Source organism: Cellulomonas fimi ATCC 484, assembly GCF_000212695.1.
Classification (GTDB): domain Bacteria; phylum Actinomycetota; class Actinomycetes; order Actinomycetales; family Cellulomonadaceae; genus Cellulomonas; species Cellulomonas fimi.
Map to the genome: position 1 here is coordinate 2,647,705 of NC_015514.1, position 17,748 is coordinate 2,665,452.

At 76.2% G+C, this 17,748-nt stretch carries 15 protein-coding genes; 10 read left to right on the top strand and 5 right to left on the bottom strand.

What is annotated here, in order from left to right; genetic code table 11:
• Positions 1 to 172: 172 nt before the first annotated feature.
• The 3 genes from CELF_RS12055 to CELF_RS12065 all read left to right on the top strand — a co-directional run bounded on the left by CELF_RS12055 (position 173) and on the right by CELF_RS12065 (position 3,353).
• Complete coding sequence (locus CELF_RS12055) at positions 173 to 1,762, top strand: DEAD/DEAH box helicase (protein ID WP_013771541.1); 1,590 nt, start codon at positions 173 to 175, stop codon at positions 1,760 to 1,762.
• A 155-nt stretch (positions 1,763 to 1,917) separates the two neighbouring features.
• Complete coding sequence (locus CELF_RS12060; RefSeq protein ID WP_013771542.1) at positions 1,918 to 2,520, top strand: sulfite oxidase-like oxidoreductase; 603 nt, start codon at positions 1,918 to 1,920, stop codon at positions 2,518 to 2,520.
• Positions 2,508 to 3,353: a ferredoxin reductase gene (locus tag CELF_RS12065; RefSeq protein WP_013771543.1), complete on the top strand. Its 846-nt coding sequence runs from the start codon at positions 2,508 to 2,510 to the stop codon at positions 3,351 to 3,353. Before CELF_RS12060 ends, CELF_RS12065 begins: the two co-directional genes overlap by 13 nt.
• A 46-nt stretch (positions 3,354 to 3,399) precedes the next feature.
• On the opposite strand, the gene CELF_RS12070 is transcribed toward CELF_RS12065, so the two are convergent.
• Positions 3,400 to 4,398: a sigma-70 family RNA polymerase sigma factor gene (locus CELF_RS12070; RefSeq protein WP_013771544.1), complete on the bottom strand. Its 999-nt coding sequence runs from the start codon at positions 4,396 to 4,398 to the stop codon at positions 3,400 to 3,402.
• Positions 4,399 to 4,457: 59 nt separating this feature from the next.
• On the opposite strand from CELF_RS12070, the gene CELF_RS12075 reads away from it, so the two are divergent.
• A complete protein-coding gene (locus CELF_RS12075; RefSeq protein WP_013771545.1) occupies positions 4,458 to 4,955 on the top strand; it encodes an NUDIX domain-containing protein in 498 nt (165 codons plus the stop codon).
• Positions 4,956 to 4,998: 43 nt separating this feature from the next.
• Here CELF_RS12075 and CELF_RS12080 read toward each other — a convergent pair whose 3' ends face one another.
• Both CELF_RS12080 and CELF_RS19545 read right to left on the bottom strand, forming a co-directional pair.
• Positions 4,999 to 7,674 carry a phosphoenolpyruvate carboxylase gene (locus CELF_RS12080; RefSeq protein WP_232014235.1) on the bottom strand — a complete coding sequence of 892 codons (2,676 nt, stop codon included), beginning with the start codon at positions 7,672 to 7,674 and terminating at the stop codon, positions 4,999 to 5,001.
• A gap of 68 nt (positions 7,675 to 7,742) precedes the next feature.
• Positions 7,743 to 8,732: an RDD family protein gene (locus CELF_RS19545; protein ID WP_013771547.1), complete on the bottom strand. Its 990-nt coding sequence runs from the start codon at positions 8,730 to 8,732 to the stop codon at positions 7,743 to 7,745.
• A 112-nt stretch (positions 8,733 to 8,844) separates the two neighbouring features.
• On the opposite strand from CELF_RS19545, the gene CELF_RS12090 reads away from it, so the two are divergent.
• The 3 genes from CELF_RS12090 to chrA are packed head-to-tail and all read left to right on the top strand — an operon-like array spanning position 8,845 to position 11,229.
• Entirely contained in the window at positions 8,845 to 9,372 is a 528-nt protein-coding gene (locus CELF_RS12090) for a Chromate resistance protein ChrB (protein ID WP_197722514.1), read from the top strand.
• Positions 9,369 to 9,803: a chromate resistance protein ChrB domain-containing protein gene (locus CELF_RS12095; protein ID WP_013771549.1), complete on the top strand. Its 435-nt coding sequence runs from the start codon at positions 9,369 to 9,371 to the stop codon at positions 9,801 to 9,803. The genes CELF_RS12090 and CELF_RS12095 overlap by 4 nt, the downstream gene beginning before the upstream one ends.
• A 40-nt stretch (positions 9,804 to 9,843) precedes the next feature.
• Positions 9,844 to 11,229 (top strand): chromate efflux transporter, encoded by a 1,386-nt coding sequence (gene chrA / locus CELF_RS12100; RefSeq protein ID WP_013771550.1) that lies wholly within the window; start codon positions 9,844 to 9,846, stop codon positions 11,227 to 11,229.
• Positions 11,230 to 11,241: 12 nt separating this feature from the next.
• Here the strand turns inward: chrA and CELF_RS12105 are convergent, their stop codons facing one another.
• On the bottom strand, positions 11,242 to 13,332 hold the full coding sequence (locus CELF_RS12105) for a PP2C family protein-serine/threonine phosphatase (protein ID WP_232014236.1): 2,091 nt from the start codon (positions 13,330 to 13,332) through the stop codon (positions 11,242 to 11,244).
• A gap of 131 nt (positions 13,333 to 13,463) precedes the next feature.
• Between CELF_RS12105 and CELF_RS12110 the strand changes: the two genes are divergently transcribed.
• Both CELF_RS12110 and CELF_RS12115 read left to right on the top strand, forming a co-directional pair.
• On the top strand, positions 13,464 to 13,856 hold the full coding sequence (locus CELF_RS12110; protein WP_049791460.1) for an ATP-binding protein: 393 nt from the start codon (positions 13,464 to 13,466) through the stop codon (positions 13,854 to 13,856).
• Between the two features lie 113 nt (positions 13,857 to 13,969).
• The gene (locus tag CELF_RS12115) at positions 13,970 to 15,343 is read left to right on the top strand and encodes a PP2C family protein-serine/threonine phosphatase (protein ID WP_126297769.1); all 1,374 of its coding nucleotides are present in this window, start codon (positions 13,970 to 13,972) and stop codon (positions 15,341 to 15,343) included.
• An 81-nt stretch (positions 15,344 to 15,424) separates the two neighbouring features.
• Here the strand turns inward: CELF_RS12115 and CELF_RS12120 are convergent, their stop codons facing one another.
• Positions 15,425 to 16,432, bottom strand: coding sequence for a DUF389 domain-containing protein (locus CELF_RS12120; protein ID WP_013771554.1), 1,008 nt, complete (start codon positions 16,430 to 16,432; stop codon positions 15,425 to 15,427).
• Between the two features lie 124 nt (positions 16,433 to 16,556).
• Here CELF_RS12120 and CELF_RS12125 point away from each other — a divergent pair, with 124 nt between their 5' ends.
• A complete protein-coding gene (locus CELF_RS12125) occupies positions 16,557 to 17,633 on the top strand; it encodes a DNA polymerase IV (RefSeq protein ID WP_013771555.1) in 1,077 nt (358 codons plus the stop codon).
• Positions 17,634 to 17,748 lie beyond the last annotated feature (115 nt).

Sequence of the window (17,748 nt, forward strand, 5' to 3'; positions counted from 1 at the left end):
CGAGCGTAGCCAGCCACGCCGGGCCCGCGGCGGACGCCCACCGCACGTAGAGCGGCCTGTGTGAGACCCTGGAGTCATCCCTGGGCAGTGCGACACCCGCACGCCCCGCGTCGTGGAGGCCCCCGGTCCATCCTGCGGCGGCCCCACGACCCTCCCCCGAGAGGCTTTCCCTGTGACCACCTTCGCCGATCTCGGCGTGCCCGCCGTGCTCGTCCGCGCCCTCGCGGCCGACGGCATCACGGCCCCGTTCCCCATCCAGACCGCCACGCTGCCCGACGCGCTGGCCGGCACCGACGTCCTCGGCCGCGGCCGGACCGGCTCCGGCAAGACGCTGGCGTTCGCGATCCCGCTCGTCGCCCGCACCGCAGCCGCCCGGGCGAGCACCGCCCCGGCACGTCCCCGCGCGCTCGTCCTGGCCCCCACGCGCGAGCTCGCGAGCCAGATCGACGCCACGATCGCGCCGCTCGCCGCGGCCGTCGGCCTGCGCAGCACCACCGTCTTCGGCGGCGTCGCGCAGTCCCGCCAGGTCACCGCGCTGCGGGCCGGCGCGGACATCGTCGTCGCCTGCCCCGGTCGGCTGGAGGACCTGCTGCAGCAGCGCCTCGTGAGCCTCGACGACGTCGCCATCACCGTGCTCGACGAGGCCGACCACATGGCCGACCTCGGCTTCCTGCCGGTGGTGCGGCGGCTGCTCGACCGCACGCCGCGCGACGGCCAGCGCCTGCTGTTCTCCGCGACGCTGGACAACGGCGTCGACGTCCTCGTCAAGCGGTACCTCACGACGCCGGTCGAGCACTCGGTGGACAGCGCCGCCTCGCCCGTCACCGCCATGACGCACCACCTGCTCGAGGTGTCCGACGTCGAGGTGAAGAAGGCCGTGGTGCGCGCGCTCGCGTCCGGCACCGGCCGCCGGGTGCTGTTCACGCGCACCAAGCACCAGGCGAAGAAGCTCGCCAAGCAGCTCACGGCCGACGGCATCCCGTCCGTCGACCTGCACGGCAACCTCGGGCAGGGCGCGCGCGAGCGCAACCTCGAGGCGTTCTCGTCGGGCGCCGTGCGCGTCCTGGTCGCGACCGACATCGCGGCGCGCGGCATCCACGTCGACGACGTCGGCCTCGTGGTGCACGTCGACCCGCCGGCCGAGCACAAGGCGTACCTGCACCGCTCGGGCCGCACCGCGCGTGCCGGCGCCGGCGGCGACGTCGTCACGCTCGTGCTGCCCGAGCAGCGCGGTGACGTCCGGGCGCTGACCCGGGCGGCCAAGATCACCGCGCAGCCGCGTCCCGTCACCCCCGGCGACGCGCACCTCGCGCGCCTCGTCGGCGAGGTCGCGGACCACGTCACGCCCGCCCCGCCCGCGCCTGCGGGCCGCCCCGCGCAGAGCCGTCCCGCACGCACGGGCGCCGCGTCGCGCACCGCCGGCACGGCCCGCAGCAACGGCGCCGCCCGCGGCGGCCGCGCAGCCGGCGGCCAGGCGCAGGCCGGCCCCACGGCGTCGCAGGCCGGTCGCGCGGGAGGCCGCGCCACCGCCGGATCGCGCACCGCCGCGCAGGGGTCGGCCCGTCGCGGTGCCACCGGGCGCACCGCGCAGGGCGGCTCCGCCGCCACGGGCCGCACGTCGGGCGCGGGCGGCACGGGCGCAGCGCGTCCCGCCGTCTGGACGACCTCGACGCCGGCCCCCGCCGCCGAGGGCACGCGCGGCCGGCGCCGCGGAGGCCGCGGCCGCGCCCGTCGGGACGCCGGGGCACCGACCACCGACTGACCCGTCGACCAGCGGCGACGCGGACCCGGGCCTGGCGCCGGGGCGTGCGAGCGGCCCATGATGGGCCACGACCACCCCCGGCACCCCGGAGCGACGATGGCACCCGCACCCGTGCACGTCCCGACCCCCGCGGCACCGTCCGCGCCGACCCGCTGATGGCGATCGTCTCGCGCGGCTTCCGCGGCCGCCGGACCGCCGACCCCCGGCTGCCCCCGGGGCAGTACCTCGAGCACGGCTTCCCCGTCCTGTCCGCCGGGCCGACGCCGCGCACCGACCTCGCGACCTGGACGTTCTCGATCGACGGCCCGCAGGGCCCGCGCGCGACGTGGACGTGGGACGAGCTCACGGCGCTGCCCGCCGAGGACGTCGTGCGCGACATCCACTGCGTCACCAAGTGGACGAAGCTCGACACGTCCTGGCGCGGCGTCTCGCTCGACCGGCTGCTCGACGCCGTCGAGGTCGACCCGGCCGAGCAGTACGCGCTCGCGCACTGCGACGGCGGCTACACGACGAACGTGCCGCTGGCCGACCTGCGCGACGGCAAGGCGTGGATCGCCTACCAGTACGACGGCGCACCGCTCGCGCCCGAGCACGGCGGCCCCGCGCGGCTGCTGGTGCCGCACCTGTACTTCTGGAAGTCCGCGAAGTGGGTCCGGCGCATCGAGCTGCTCACGTCCGACGAGTGGGGCTTCTGGGAGCGGCTCGGCTACCACGAGCACGGGGACCCGTGGAAGGAGCAGCGGTATTGGGGCGACTGACGCAGGAGCCGGCCCCCGACGGGGACGCGCTCGACGAGGTCGCTCCGACCTCCCCGGACGACGTCCCGTACCACCTGCCCTGGCGCGTCGCGACGCTCGTCGCCCGGCGCGAGGAGACCCCGACGGCCGTGACGCTCGAGCTCGACGTGCCCGGGTGGCGCGGCGCGATGGCGGGCCAGCACGTCGACGTTCGGCTCACGGCCGAGGACGGCTACTCGACGCAGCGCTCGTACTCGCTCGCGTCGGCGGGCACGCTCGGCCTCCCAGGCGGGACGGCGGCTGGCGACGACGGCGCGCGCATCGCGCTGACCGTGCAGGTCGTGGCCGACGGCGAGGTGTCCCCCTACCTCACGCAGGACCTGGAGGTCGGCGACCAGATCGAGCTGCGCGGCCCGGTCGGCGCCTGGTTCGTGTGGCACGCGACCGACCCGCACCCGGTCCAGCTCGTCGCGGGCGGGTCCGGGCTCGTGCCGCTCATGTCGATGCTGCGCACGCGTCGCCGCGCGCGGTCGGTCGCGCCGTTCCGGCTGCTCGTCTCGGCACGCACGCCGCTCGACGCGATCTACTCCGCCGAGCTCGACGACCTCGCCGCCGACCCCGGGGTGGACGTGACGCGCGTGTGGACGCGCCGGGCGCCCGCGGGGTGGACGGGAAGGGTCGGCAGGGTCGACGCGACGACCCTCGCGGCGGCGTGCGTGCCGCCGGACCAGCGGCCGCACGTGTACGTGTGCGGGCCGACGCCGTTCGTGGAGACGGTCGCCGACCTGCTCGTCGACCTGGGCCACGACCCCGAGCGGGTCCGCACGGAGCGCTTCGGCCCGACCGGTCCGTGACGGTCGCCGCGGGGCCGCCACCCGGCGGGTCGCGGGCGACGACGCGTCAGCCTGCGGCGGGCTCCGCAGCGGCCGCCAGCTCGGCGGGCAGGCCGCACGCCGTCAGGTGCTCGACGCCGAACCACACGGTCGCGTGCGTGATCGCCTCGGCCCCCAGGTCGAGCACCGCGAGCTGGAACGCCCGGTGCACGCCGTCGTCGCCGCGCAGGTACACGCCGAAGGCGGGCTGACCGTTGGCGGCCGTCGGCAGCAGGCGCATCGCTCCCGGCCCCTTCGCCGGGCACCACGTGCCGATGAGCGCGGCCACGTCGGCCCGTCCGCGGTACCACTGCGGGTAGGGCGGCATCTCCCACACGACGTCCTGCGTCATGAGGGCGACGATCCCGTCGATGTCGTAGGACTCGAAGGCGTCGACGTACGCGTCGAGCAGCCGCCGGCGCCGCTCGTCGTCCAGGCTGTCCTGCCGGTCGGGGTCCCGGCGGCCGACGTGCGCGCGCGCCCGCTGGAGGGTCGAGTTCACGCCGGCGACGGTCAGGCCCAGCGCCTGCGCCGTCTCCGCCGCGCTCCACTCCAGCACGTCCCGCAGCAGCAGCACCGCCCGCTGCTGCGCGGTCAGGTGCTGCAGCGCGGCGACGAAGGCGAGCCGCACGCTGTCCCGGGTCACCGCCTCCGCCGCCGGGTCGCTCGGCGGACCGGACCACACGACGGCGTCGGGCAGCGGCTCGAGCCACGCGACGCTGCGCTCGGGCAGCGGCTCGTGCGCCGGGTCGGCGGCGGGCGCGCCGAGCCCCGTGGGCAGCGGGCGGCGGGAGCGGCCCTCGAGGTGCGTGAGGCACGTGTTGGTGGCGATGCGGTACATCCACGTCCGGACCGACGAGCGCGCCTCGAACCGGTCGATCGCCCGCCAGGCCCGCAGGTACGTCTCCTGCAACGCGTCCTCGGCGTCGTGCAGCGACCCCGTCATGCGGTAGCAGTGGGCGAGCAGCTCGCGGCGCAGCGGCTCGACGAGCGTCGTGAAGTCCTGCTCGGTGGTGGTGGCGGTCACGTCTCGACGGTAGCGAGCACCGCCGACACGGGCGACCCCCTCCTGCGAGACTGCCCCGCATGCCGCACACGCCGCCCGGCCGCTACTCCCCCGACGACCACCTCGGCCACCGGACGCTGCTGGTCGCCGCCGCGTACGTCGTGCTGCGGCGCGGCGACGAGGTGCTGCTGCAGCTGCGCCGCGGCACGGGCTACCGCGACGGGCACTGGGCCGTCCTCGCGGGCCACGTCGACCCCGGCGAGTCGGTGCACGAGGCCGCCGTCCGGGAGGCGGCCGAGGAGGCGGGCGTCGGCGTGCGCGTCGAGGACCTGCGTCCGCTGACGACGCTGCACCGGTTCGAGCGGGGCGGCCCGGCCGTCGAGCAGCGCGTCGACGTGTTCTTCGAGGTCGACGTGTGGACCGGCGCGCCCGAGCACCGCGAGGCGGACCGGGCCGAGCGCATGGGCTGGTTCCCGCTCGCCGGCCTCCCGGAACCCGTCGTCCCGCACGAGCGGATCGTGCTCGACGCCCTCGCGCGCGGCGAGCACCTGCCCGCGGTGCTGTCGCTGCCGTCCTGACCGGTCCGCTCCACGGAGCGGACCGGCCCGACGGACGTCGGCGTCAGCCGGTGTTCTGCACGCCCGCGGCGACACCGTTCACGGTGAGCAGCAGGAGCCGGCGCAGGTCGTCGGCCCGCTCGGGGGCGTCGCCCGTGCGCAGTCCGCGCAGCGCACGCAGCTGGAGCAGGGACAGCGCGTCGACGTACGGGCTGCGCAGCTGCACGGCGCGCCCGAGGATCCGGCGGCGCGACAGGACCGCGTCGCTGTCGGTGATCGCGAGCACGGACCGGCGGGTCAGCGACATCTCCGTGAGCACCCGCTCGGCCAGGTCCGGACGGTCGCCGAGCGCGAGGTAGCGGGCCGCGATCCGCTCGTCCGTCTTGGCGAGCGACATCTCGACGTTGTCGATCATCGTCGTGAACAGCGGCCACTGCGCGTAGGCGTCCCGCAGCTCGTCGAGGTCGCCCACGGCGTCGAGCGCCGACCCCAGGCCGTACCAGCCGGCGAGGTTGATGCGGGCCTGCGACCAGGAGAAGACCCAGGGGATCGCCCGCAGGTCGTCGAGCGACGACACGGACAGGCCGCGCCGCGCGGGCCGCGAGCCGATCGGCAGCAGCCCGACCTCCTCGAGCGGGGTCACCTGCGCGAACCACTGCGGGAAGCCGTCGGCGCGCACGAGCTCGTGGAACCGCGTGCGCGACGCCTCGTCGAGCTGGCGGGCCAGGCCCGCGAACCGCTCGGTGGCCGCCGCGTTGCGCCGCTCGACCGACGGCGTGCCCGCGAGCAGCGTCGCCGCGACGACCTGCTCGATGTGCCGCGCCGCGATGACGGGGTCGCCGTAGCGGGCGAAGATGACCTCGCCCTGCTCGGTGAGCTTGAACCGCCCGTCGACCGAGCCCGGCGGCTGCGCGAGGACCGCGCGGTTGGCCGGGCCGCCGCCGCGGCCGAGCGCTCCGCCGCGCCCGTGGAACAGCGTGAGCTGGATGTCGTGCTCGCGCGCCCACTCGGTGATGCGGCGCTGCGCGGCGTCGAGCGCGAGCGTCGCGGAGACCGGGCCGACGTCCTTCGAGGAGTCCGAGTACCCGAGCATGACCTCGACGCGGCGGCCGTTGTCCGCCAGGCGACGCTGCACCTGCGGGAGCGTCAGCGCCTCCTCGAGGATGTCGACGCTCGCCTCGAGGTCCGCGAACGTCTCGAACAGCGGCACCGCGTCGATGACGGGCACCTCGTCCGGACCGCCGTACGCGAGCTCCGCGAGCTGGTAGACCGCCGCGAGGTGCTGCGCGGACTGCGTGAACGACACGATGTAGCGGCGCGCCGCGTCCTGCCCGAACCGCCGCTGCACGGCCCCGAGCGCGCGGAACGTGTCGAGCACCTCGAGCGTCCGGGGCTGGAGCTCGCCGTCGACGCCGTGCTCGGCGATGTCCGCGAGCGCGGCCTCGTGCACCTGCGAGTGCTGCCGGACCTCGAGCTCCGCGAGGTGGAAGCCGAACGTCCGGACCTGCCAGAGCAGGCGCTGCAGGTCGCCGTACGCCGACCGCGTCGCGCCGGCCTCGACGAGCGAGCGCTGCACCACGAGCAGGTCGGCCTCGAGCTCGTCGGGCGTCGCGTACGCGAGGTCCGCGTCGCGCCGCCGTGTGGCGGCGATGCGCTCGGTGACGACCTGCAGCACGCGGCGGTGCGGCTCGTTCGGGGCGTCGCTCGCGGCCTGCGCGGCCAGCTGCTCCGCGATGCCGCGCTGGCGCTGCCACAGCGCGCTGAGCTCCTGCGACGGCGGCGTGGTGTCGCTCCCGAGGGTCAGGCCGTTGGCGGTGCGCCGCGCGGTCGTCTCGAGGGCCTTCAGCGCGTGCTCCGACGCGAGCAGCGCCGCCGCCCTCGTGACCTCGGCGGTGACGTTGGGGTTGCCGTCCCGGTCGCCGCCGATCCACGTGCCGAGCCGCGCGAACGGGCGCACCGCGGGGGCGCGCGTCCCCGCGTCGTCGCCGAGCAGCCAGTCGTCGAGGCGGCGGTACACCGCGGGCAGGACATCGCTCAGCGTCGAGTCGAAGACGTTGAGGACCGTGCGCACCTCGTCGAGGACGGTCGGCTTCTCCTGGCGCAACGGCGCGGTGCGCCACAGGGTGTCGATCTCGGCCAGCAGACGGCGGTCGTTCTCGGCGATCGACATGCCGCCGCGGCTGCGGATGTCCCGCTCGCCGACGAGCTCCGCGATGCGGCGGATGGCGTTGGAGACCGCGCGCCGCCGGGCCTCGGTGGGGTGCGCCGTGAAGACGGGGCGGAACTCGAGCTCCTGCACGCGCTGCAGCGCCACGTCGGTGCCGAGCTCCTCGCGCGCCCGCTCGACCGCGGCGGGCAGCGAGTCGTCCGGGGCGAGGTCGTGCGGCTGGAGGCTCGCCTCGCGCTCGCGCAGCACGCGGATGCGGTGGTACTCCTCCGCGGTGTTGGCGAGGTGGAAGTAGCAGGTGAACGCGCGCGCGACCTGCTCGGCGCGCTCGAGCGAGAACCCGGCGACGAGCGCCTCGGCCTGCTCGAGGGCGTCGCCGTCCTGCTCGTCGTGCGCGCGGATCGCGAGCTCGCGCAGCTGCTCGACGTCGTCGAGGAGGTCCTGGCCGACGGACTCGCGCAGGACCCGGCCGAGGAACTCGCCGAGCACGCGGACGTCGTTCCGCAGGGGCTCGGGGACCTCGTGGCGGGCCAGGCCGCGACGGACGTCGCGCGGGGGCAGCGGTGCAGTCACCGGGCCAAAATAGGCCACGTCGGCCGCATCCGGGCCCACGGTCCAGGCGCTGGGCAGCCGCGACGGGCTCAGCCGGCGTCGCCGGCGGGGTCCGGGCCGGACGCCGAGCAGAGGTCGGCCACGGTGCCGTCCACCTCCGAGGCGAAGTCGACGCGCCCGTCGGGGCCGGCGGCGCGCATCGCACCGGCGGGGATGCGGAGCTCGGGCACCTCGGTGCGCGCGTCGCTGAACGCAGAACCGTCGCGGAACGTCACGGCCCCCGTCCACAGCGGGTCCGCGCCGGGTGCCGTGAGGGTGGCGCGCAGCACCGTGCCGTCGGCGGGCGGCCGGTCGGCATCGACCTCCCACGCGACGGTGCTGGACGGCTGGGCCGCGGCGGGCCGTCGCAGGCCGAGCCGGGAGACGGTGACCTCGCCCGGCACCCGCAGCGACACCGCGAGGAGGCCGGACGGGTCGGGCGCCGGGAACGAGCACGTGACGGTGACCGCGCCTTCCTCGGCGACGCTCGGCGCGCCCGCGAGCACGAGCGCGAACGCGCAGGCCGCGCCGCTGATCGCCCGCACGGGGAGGAACAGCCGGTCCCGCACGACGACCGTCCGGGTCAGGGAGTCGGCGAAGGTCTGCCGGCGCGGGTGCCACAGCGGACGCAGCCAGCCGACGAGCAGCACCCAGTCCAGCACGTGCGCGGCCTCGCGCAGCACGGTGCGGACGAGTCCTGCGGGCCGGGCGTCGTCGTCACGCTCGACCCGTACGCCCGCGACGGCCTTGCCCGGCGTCGACCCGGTCAGGGCCTGCAGCAGGAGGATCGCGACGACGGCGCCGCACGTCCACCACGAGAACAGCCCCGCGGGCTCGAGCCCGTCGACGGGCGACAGCACCGGGGGGACGAGCCGCGCGGGCACGGGGATCGCCGAGCCGGTGGCGAGCCACGCGACGGCGGCGACGAGCGCCCCGTCGAGGACGGCCGCGAGCGCGCGCCGCCACCAGGCGGCCCACGGCCGGTCGGGCGCGCCGTCCGGGGCCTGCGGGACGGCGTCCAGGACCTGCGCGAGTGTCATGAGCGCAGCGTGGCAGGTCGGCGCCCCGAGCGGGGCCGGTTTGGCTCGCGTGCGTCGCTCGTCCTGCGAGACGACGGTGGCGACGTCGATGCAACCGTGGTTACGTCACCCCGTGCCCTCCGAGTGGATCCTGCTGAGCTACCGGCTGCCCCGCGAGCCGTCGACGCCGCGCATCGCGCTGTGGCGCCGCCTGCGCCGGCTCGGCGTCGCGCAGGTCTCCGACGGGCTCGTCGCCCTGCCGTCCGACGCGCGCACCCGGGAACAGCTCGAGTGGGCCGCCGACCACGTCGTCGACCACGGCGGCGAGGCGAGCCTGTGGACCGCCCGGCCCGCGACCGACGGCCAGGAGCGTGCGCTCGCCGAGCAGATGTCCTCCCAGCGCGCGCAGGAGTACCGGGAGGTCGCCGGCGAGGCACGCACCGCGCTCCACGACGACCCTGCCGACGCGCGACGCGCGCTCCTGCGGCTGCGCCGACGCCACCGGGAGGTCGCGCGCCGGGACTTCTTCCCGCCGGCGGCGCGCGACGAGGCCGCTGCCTCGCTCCGCGCGCTCGAGGCCCACGTGGCCGGCCGGCCGGCCACGTCCGGGGCGACGGCTACCGCGCTCGCGCGGCCCGGGACCACGGCGGCGGCGCGATGAGGTGGGCGACGCGCCGTGGCGTGCACGTCGACCGGGCGGCGTGCGCGTGGCTGATCCGGCGGCACGTGGACCCGGATGCCGAGTTCGTGTTCGTCGACGACCCGGCCGACGTGCCCCACGACGCGACCCCGTTCGACCTGCGGGGCGTCGAGCTCGGGCACCGCGACGGCCGGTGCAGCTTCGAGTCCGTCCTGCTGCGGTACGGGCTCGACACCGACCCCGTCCTGAGCCGGATCGGCGAGATCGTGCACGCCGCCGACCTCGACGACGACCGGTTCGACGCACCCGAGGCACCGGGGCTCGACGTGCTGCTGCGCGGCCTGTCGATGACGGGCGACGACGAGCGGACGCTGGCCGTGTCGGGCCCGCTGCTCGACGGCCTCGCCGAGTACGTCCGGCGCTCCTACCTGCTCGGCCGCGAGCCCGCCTGACCCGCCCCACCCCTCCCGACGACCCGGAGACCGCACCCTCATGACCTCGTCCGAGACCAGCACTCCCCCGGCCACCGCCGGCGGGGGCGACCTCGTCCCGTTCCGCACCGCGGTCCGGGCGTGGTTCGCGATCTCCTGGCAGACGTTCGGCGGCCCTGCGGGCCAGATCGCCGTCATGCAGCGCACGCTCGTCGACGAGAAGGGGTGGATCGGGCAGCGCCGGTTCCTGCACGCCCTCAACTACTGCATGCTGCTGCCCGGCCCCGAGGCGCAGCAGCTCGCCGTCTACACGGGCTGGCTGCTCAACGGCACGCGCGGCGGGATCGTCGCGGGCGGCCTGTTCGTGCTGCCGGGGATGCTCGCGCTGCTCCTGCTGTCGGCGCTCTACGTCGCCTTCGGCGAGACGACCGTGGTCGGGTCGGTGTTCGCCGGCCTCGCGCCCGCCGTCCTCGCGATCGTGCTGCAGGCGGTCGTCCGCGTGGGCCGCCGCGCGCTGCACGGCGTCGCGCTCGTGCTGCTCGCCGTCGCGTCGTTCGTCGCCCTGTCGTTCTTCGCGGTGCCCTTCCCGGTCGTGGTGCTCGCCGCCGGGCTGCTGGGCTGGCTGCTGCACCGCGTGGCACCGCACCTGATCGCGGCACCGCCCGCGCACGCCTCGGGCCCGGAGGGCCGCACCCCCCTCATCCCCGACGACGCGCTGCACAGCGAGCGCCCCTCGGGCCGCCGCACGCTGCGCGTGCTCGTGCTGGGGCTGCTCGTCTGGGGCCTGCCGCTGCTCGCGGTGGTGCTGCTCACCGGTGCGGGCAGCACGCTCACGCAGCAGGGTCTGTTCTTCTCGGGCACGGCCGTCGTGACGTTCGGCGGCGCCTACGCCGTGCTGGCGTACGTCGCGCAGCGCGCGGTCGAGGACTACGGCTGGGTCACGCCCGGCGAGATGACGCGCGGCCTCGCGCTGGCCGAGACGACGCCCGGGCCGCTCATCATGGTCGTGCAGTTCGTCGCGTTCCTCGGGGCGTACCGGGACCCGGGCGGCATCGACCCGTGGGTCGCGGCGGTCGTCGGTGCGCTGCTGACCACGTGGGTCACGTTCGTCCCGTCGTTCCTGTTCATCTTCCTGGGCGCGCCCTACGTCGAGCGGCTGCGCAGCAACCGCGGGCTCAGCGCGGCGCTGACGGCCGTGACGGCCGCCGTCGTCGGGGTCATCGCGAACCTCGCGCTCTACTTCACGACGCACACGCTGTTCGCGGGGACGACGCCGACGACGTGGGGGCCGCTGCACCTCGACGTGCCCGACCCCACGACGCTGCAGCCCGCGGCGCTCGCGATCGCCCTGGTCGGCGGCGTGCTCGTGTTCGCACTGCGCTGGTCCGTGCTGCGCACGCTCGCGGTGTGCGCCGCGCTCGGCCTCGTCCTGACCGGCCTGCTCTGACGGGGGCCCGGCTCAGGCCGCCGGTCGCGCCGCACGCAGGTGCGCCGCGACGACCGCCACGTCGTCGTCGGCGTCGCCGTCGAGCATCGTCGCGACGACCTCGTCGACGACCCGCTCCAGGTCGCCGCGGTCGTCGCTCAGGGGGTGGCGCGCGACGGCGTCCTGCAGCGCCTGGCGCAGGCGCTCGATGCCCACCCGCAGGTGCTCGCCGCGGCGCTCGACGAGGCCGTCGGAGTACAGCAGCAGGACGCTGCCCGGCTCGGGCTCGACCTGCCGCTCGGGCCGCTCCCGCCCGGCGAGCAGCCCGAGCAGCGGCCCGTTCCCGCCGCCGTCGAGGACCTCGACGTGCCCGTCGGCCGAGGCGAGCAGCGGAGGCGGGTGCCCCGCGCTCGACCAGCGCAGCCGCGTGCGCCCGGACCCGTCGTCCGGGACGGGCCGCTCGAGCCGCGCCACGAGCGCCGTCGCCATGGTGTCGACGCGCAACCCGCGCATCGCGGTGTCGAGCTCCTCGAGCAGCGCGCCCGGCGCGCTCGCGGACGCGTACCCGATGCCGCGCAGCAGGGTCCGGACCTGGCTCATCGCCGCGGCCGCCTGCGTGTCGTGCCCGACGACGTCGCCCACGACGAGCACGGTCGCGCCGTCGCGCTGCAGGAACGCGTCGTACCAGTCGCCGCCGACCTGGGCGGCCCGGGACGCGGGCAGGTAGCGGACCGCGACGTCCAGGTGCTCGGGCTCGACCGGCTCGGTGAGCAGGGCCCGCTGCAGCGACTCGGCGATGTGCCGCTGCTCCTCGTACAGCCGCGCGTTGTCGAGCGCGAGCCCGGCCCGGTCCGCGAGCTGGACGACGGTCGTGAGGTCCTCGGGCGACAGCCGCTCCCGCTCCGCGTCGTGGAACAGCGTCATGGCGCCGACCGTCCGCCCGCGGGCGCGCAGCGGCACCGCGTACGCGGTCTGCGGCGCGAGCTCGCGCAGGACGTCGACGGCCTCGCCGGTCAGCACCCCCGTGATCTCCCGCGTCGCGTCCGGCACCTCGACGACCTCCCCGGTGCGCAGCGCGCGGTGCAGGTACGACGTGGGCGACAGCGCGTGCAGGCGCAGCCGCGCGTACCGGGCGACGGTGTCCCGGCCCGCGGGGTCCGCGTGCCAGCTCCCGATGTCCCGCAGGTGGCGCTGGTCGGTCGACAGCGTGACGAGGCACCACGACGCGAGCGTGGGCACGAGGTGCCGGGCCAGCCGCGCGACGGCGTCCTCGGTGTCGAGCGTCGACGCGAGGTCGTCGCTCACCTCCCCGAGCAGCTGCAGCCGGTCCTGCGAGCGCCGGCGCTGCGTGCAGTCCGAGAAGTACACCGACAGGCCGTCGGCCCCGGGCCACGCGCGCACCTCGTACCAGCGGTCGAGCGGCGCCGGGTAGTACGCCTCGAACGCCCGCGTCGCACCGCTCTCGGCGGCGCCGCGGTAGTGCTCCTCGAACGGCGAGCCGACGGCAGCGGGGAACAGCTCCCAGATCACCCCGCCCAGCAGGTCGGTCCGCGGCCTGCCGAGCAGCTTCTCCGCCTCCGCGTTGACGTACCGGAAGCGCCACTCGTCGTCGAGCAGGAAGAACGCGGCCGACATGGTCTCCAGGACCCGCGAGATCCGCGCGTCGCCGTCGTGCCGGTCCGTCGTGTCGTAGGCCGCGCCGAGCATGCGCACCGCGGTGCCGTCGTCGCCCGCGAGGGCCTTGCCGCGGGCCTGCACCCAGCGCACGCACCCGTCCGGCCGGACCACCCGGTACTCCGCCGTGTACTCGCCGCAGCGTGCGATCGCGGACCCGACCGCCGCCCCGACGCGCGCGACGTCGTCGGGGTGCAGCGCCGCGTTGAAGTCGTCGAGCGACTCGCCGAACTCCGCGCGGGCGATCCCGAAGATCTCGAGGAGCTGGTCGTCCCACTCCAGCCGGCCCGTGCGCAGGTCCCAGTCGAACGAGCCGACCCCGGCAGCCTCGACCGCGAGCATCCAGCGGACCCGCTCGGCCTCCGTGGCCGGGTCGGGCTCGATCGTCAGATCACCGGCCGTCACACGGACCTCCCACAGCGCTCGGCGTGCGCCGCGGCAGGACGTCACTGCGGCCAGCATAGGTGGGCCCGCGCCGCACCCGGGGACACGCCGGGCGGCGGTGGCCGCGGCGCCACCGCACGGGCGACACCACCCGCGCCCGTCCGGCACCGAGCCGTCCGGACCGGTACCGTCGCGGGGTGCACGTGACGGGCGACGCCAACCAGCGCTCGTTCGCGTCCGCCGTGACCTCCCTGGCACGCGCGCGGGCGTGGTCGATGGAGCGGGCCCGCGACGCGGGCGCGCCCAAGCGTGTCGTCGACACGGTGCAGCTCGCGATGAGCGAGGCGTTCACCAACGCGGTCCGGCACGCCCCCGGCGCGCCGACGATCGACGTCCGTGCGGTCCACCGCGACCGCGAGGTGACGTTCGAGGTGCACGACGGCGCCGCGACCGCACCGCAGCGGCAGTCGGGGCGCGCGGGGCTGCCCGGCGGGCACGGCCTGCACATCCTCGACGCGGTGACGTCCGCGTGGGGCTGGCGGCCCGAGCGCGGCGGCGGGAAGGTCGTGTGGTTCACGATCCGCTGGTGACGCGCGGACGCGCGGCGGACGGCGGGCCCTCGTGGGCCGGGGCGTCGCCCTGACGTACTGTCGGGCCAGGACCGGGCGCACCCCCGGTGCCCGCGACCCGGTGGAGGACGCTCGTGCACGACGGGACGGCTGACCGCTCGCTGCTGTCCGACGTGCTCGCCCAGCTCGCGCAGACGCTCGACGCGGAGGTCGCCGTCAGCCGGCTCGCGCGCCTGCTCGTCCCGACGCTCGCCGACTGGTGCCTGGTCACGCTGGTCGACGACGACGAGTCCCGCGCTCCGCGCCGACGGCTGCGCGACGTCGGCTGGTGGCACCACGACCCCGCGCGGCACGCCCTGGTCGCGGAGTACGCCGCGACCAGGATCGCGTCGCTCGCGAGCACGTCCATGCTCATGCGGGCCGTCGACGAGGGCGAGGTCGTGCACGTGCACTCCGACGCGGTCGCGGCCCTGGACCGCGTGCTGCTGCCGGGCCGTGCCCGCGACATCGTCGGGCAGCTGGCCCCGTCGTCGCTCACGGTGGCCCCGCTCCAGGTGCGTGGGCGCACGCTCGGGGCGCTCAGCCTGTTCAACGACGACGGGCGCCCCGCCCTCTCGGCCGCCGAGGTCGCCCTGGTGTCCGAGGTCGCGGCGTCCGCGGCGCTCGCGCTCGACAACGCGCGGCTCTACCGGCAGCAGCGCGACGTGGCGTCGACGTTCCAGCGGTCGCTGCTCACCGAGCCGGTGGAGCCGGACCACCTGCAGGTCGTCGTCCGCTACCAGCCGGCCGCGGAGGCCGCTCGGGTGGGCGGCGACTGGTACGACGCGTTCCTGCAGCCCGACGGGGCGACGGTCCTCGTCATCGGGGACGTCGTCGGTCACGACATCGAGGCGGCGGCCCTCATGGCGCAGCTGCGGTCGATGCTGCGGGCCGTCGCCGTGGTCACCCGTGACGGACCGGCCGCGGTGCTGCGGCACCTGGACGCCGCGATCCGGACGCTCCAGCTGCCCGCCATGGCGACGGTGCTGGTCGCGCGCGTGGAGCAGACGTCCGCCGAGCAGGGCGTCGGGCTGACCCGGCTGCGCTGGTCGAGTGCGGGGCACCCGCCGCCGATGGTGCTCGAGCCGGACGGGTCGGTCCGCCGGCTCGACGCACTCACGGGTCCTCTCCTGGGCCTCGACCCGGACCGCGAACGCCGCGAGCACGAGACCGTCCTCACGTGGGGCTCGACGGTGCTGCTGTACACCGACGGTCTCGTCGAGCGCCGCACCCGCTCTCTGCGGCTCGGTCTCGACGAGCTGCGGGACGCGCTCGTCCGGCACGCGGCCCTGGACCTGGACGGGTTGTGCGACGCGCTCCTGGCCGAGCTGCCCGGCGGTCCGGGCGAGGACGACATCGCGCTCGTCGCGGTCCGGCTGCACCCCCAGGACCGTCCGCGCCCTGTCGAGGCGGGACCCCGTCGCGTCCCACCGGGCGTGCCCGGGCCGCGGGAGCTCCCCGGCGGGTGACGCGGTCCGTGCGCCGCGCGCGGGACACGGACCGCGGGGCGGTCGGTCGCGCTCGTCCGGCGGGGCCGCCGGAGGCACCTGTCAGGCGCGGCCGCGTGGGCGGGGCGGCCCGGCGTGCGGTCCATGCCCCGCGTTCCGGCCGAACCGGGCCGTGAACCGGGCCCGGCGCACCGAGGCGTGCCGCCATACGGTCTGCTGCACGACGAGCGTGAGCCACCCCGCCACGGCCATGCCGGTGATGTTGACGACGAGCTGCAGGACGCTGCCGCCGATCTCCTCGGGCAGCCCGAACGCGAGCCCCAGCGCGACGTTGCCGGCGGCGGGGATCGTCGTGACGGAGATGAACACGCCCGTCAGGCCGCCGAGCCGCGACGACGTGAGCGACAGGACGCCGGCCGCACCGGCGATGAGCGCGACGACGATCGACCACCGGTCGGGGCGGTAGATGAAGTCGGTGCCCGGCCGCGGGCCGGACACGTCGTCGAGCGTGACCCACCCTGCGACGCGGAGCAGGAGCGCAGCGGCCGCCGCGAGGGCGATCGCGACGACGAAGCCGACGAGCAGGGCGAGCGCGGCACGGCGCAGCAGCCGCCACCGACGCCGGACGAGCGCGACCCCGAGCGCGGCCACGGCGCCGAACTCCGGCCCGAGGACCATCGCGCCGATGACGACGACCTGCGAGTCGACGATGATCGCGATGCTCGCGAGCATGGTCGCCAGGGTCATGAAGCTGAAGAACGTCCACGTGAGCTCGGTGTCGTCGTAGGCGCGCAGCACCACCTGCGGCCAGACCACCGAGTCGGCGCTCGCCCCGGGCGCGAGCTGCTCGGCCTCCCACCCGGCGCGCGAGACCCACGTCTCGACGGGGACGAGCTCGATCGTGCCGACCTGCTGGACGTCGAGCGCCAGCAGCCGCTCGACGACGTCGTCCGCGGCCTCGCGCGCCACGTCGGCCGTGACGACGTCGCCGTCGGGGCGCAGCGACGTGCCCTGCCCGACGGCGAGCGCCGAGACGGCCGGGTCGTCCCGCAGGACGTCGACGACGGCGCCGGCGAGGGCCGTGGGGACGCTCACGCGCAGCTGCAGCACGGCGCCAGTCTGGCCGTCGCACGGCCCGGGCGGGTCCCGCCACGCGGGACGGCGCAGCGCGCCCGTGCGCGCGGGGCGGTCGCTGCCCGGCGCCCCGGCCGGGATGCGGGCACACTCAGGGGGCATGGGCACGGACGCCGCGTGGGTGCTGCACGTCGACCTCGACCAGTTCGTCGCGGCCGTGGAGGTCCTGCGCCGTCCCGAGCTCGCCGGCAAGCAGGTCGTGGTCGGCGGGCACGGCGACCCGACCGAGCGCGGCGTCGTCTCGACCGCGTCGTACGAGGCCCGCGAGCGCGGGGTGCACTCCGGCATGCCGCTGCGGGTCGCGGCGCGCAAGCTGCCCGACGGCGTGTTCCTCCCGGTCGACGCGGCGGCGTACGAGGCGGCCTCCGAGCGGGTCATGGCGACGCTGCGCTCGCTGGGCGTCGTCGTGGAGGTGCTCGGCTGGGACGAGGCGTTCCTGGGCGCGCGGACCGACGACCCGGAGCTGCTCGCCCGTCGGGCGCAGGAGGCGGTCCTGCGGGCGACGGACCTGCACTGCTCGGTCGGCATCGGGGACAACAAGGTCCGCGCGAAGATCGCGACCGACCTCGGCAAGCCCGCCGGCGTGTTCCGGCTCACGTCCGAGAACTGGTTCGACGTCATGGGCGAGCGCCCGACCATCGCCCTGTGGGGCGTCGGGTCGAAGGTGTCGCGCCGGCTCTCGGCCCTCGGCGTGACGACCGTGCGCGAGCTGGCGGGGTCCCCCGTGGACGCGCTGGTCGCGGAGTTCGGGCCGCGGATGGGCGTCTGGTACCACGAGCTGGGGCACGGCATCGGTCCGGCGGCGGTCGACGACGCTCCGTGGGTGCCGCGCGGGCACAGTCGGGAGACGACGTTCCAGCAGAACCTCACGACGCCCGAGCAGGTCCGCGAGGCCGTCTCGGCGCTGGCCCGCGAGGTCGTCGAGGACGTCGCGCAGGACGGACGCCCGGTGGTGCGGGTCGCGCTCAAGGTGCGGTACGCGCCGTTCGTCACGACCGGCATGAGCCGCAGGCTCCCGGCGCCGACGACGGACGCGGCCGCCGTGCTCGAGGCCGCGGCGGCGCTGGCCGAGCGGGTCGAGGACCGCGAGGTCCGGCTGCTCGGCGTGCGCGCCGAGATGCTCATGCCCCGCGACGGCGACCCGGCCGACCGCACGCCCGTCCGCGGGCGGATCTAGCTCCGCTTCGCCGCCCGGGGGTGCAGCCCGGTCGTCCGCGTATTGTTCTGACCATAAGACTAAGGGTTGCACATGAGGTCCGGATCGTGTCAGGGTGACGCGACCCAGAACCGCG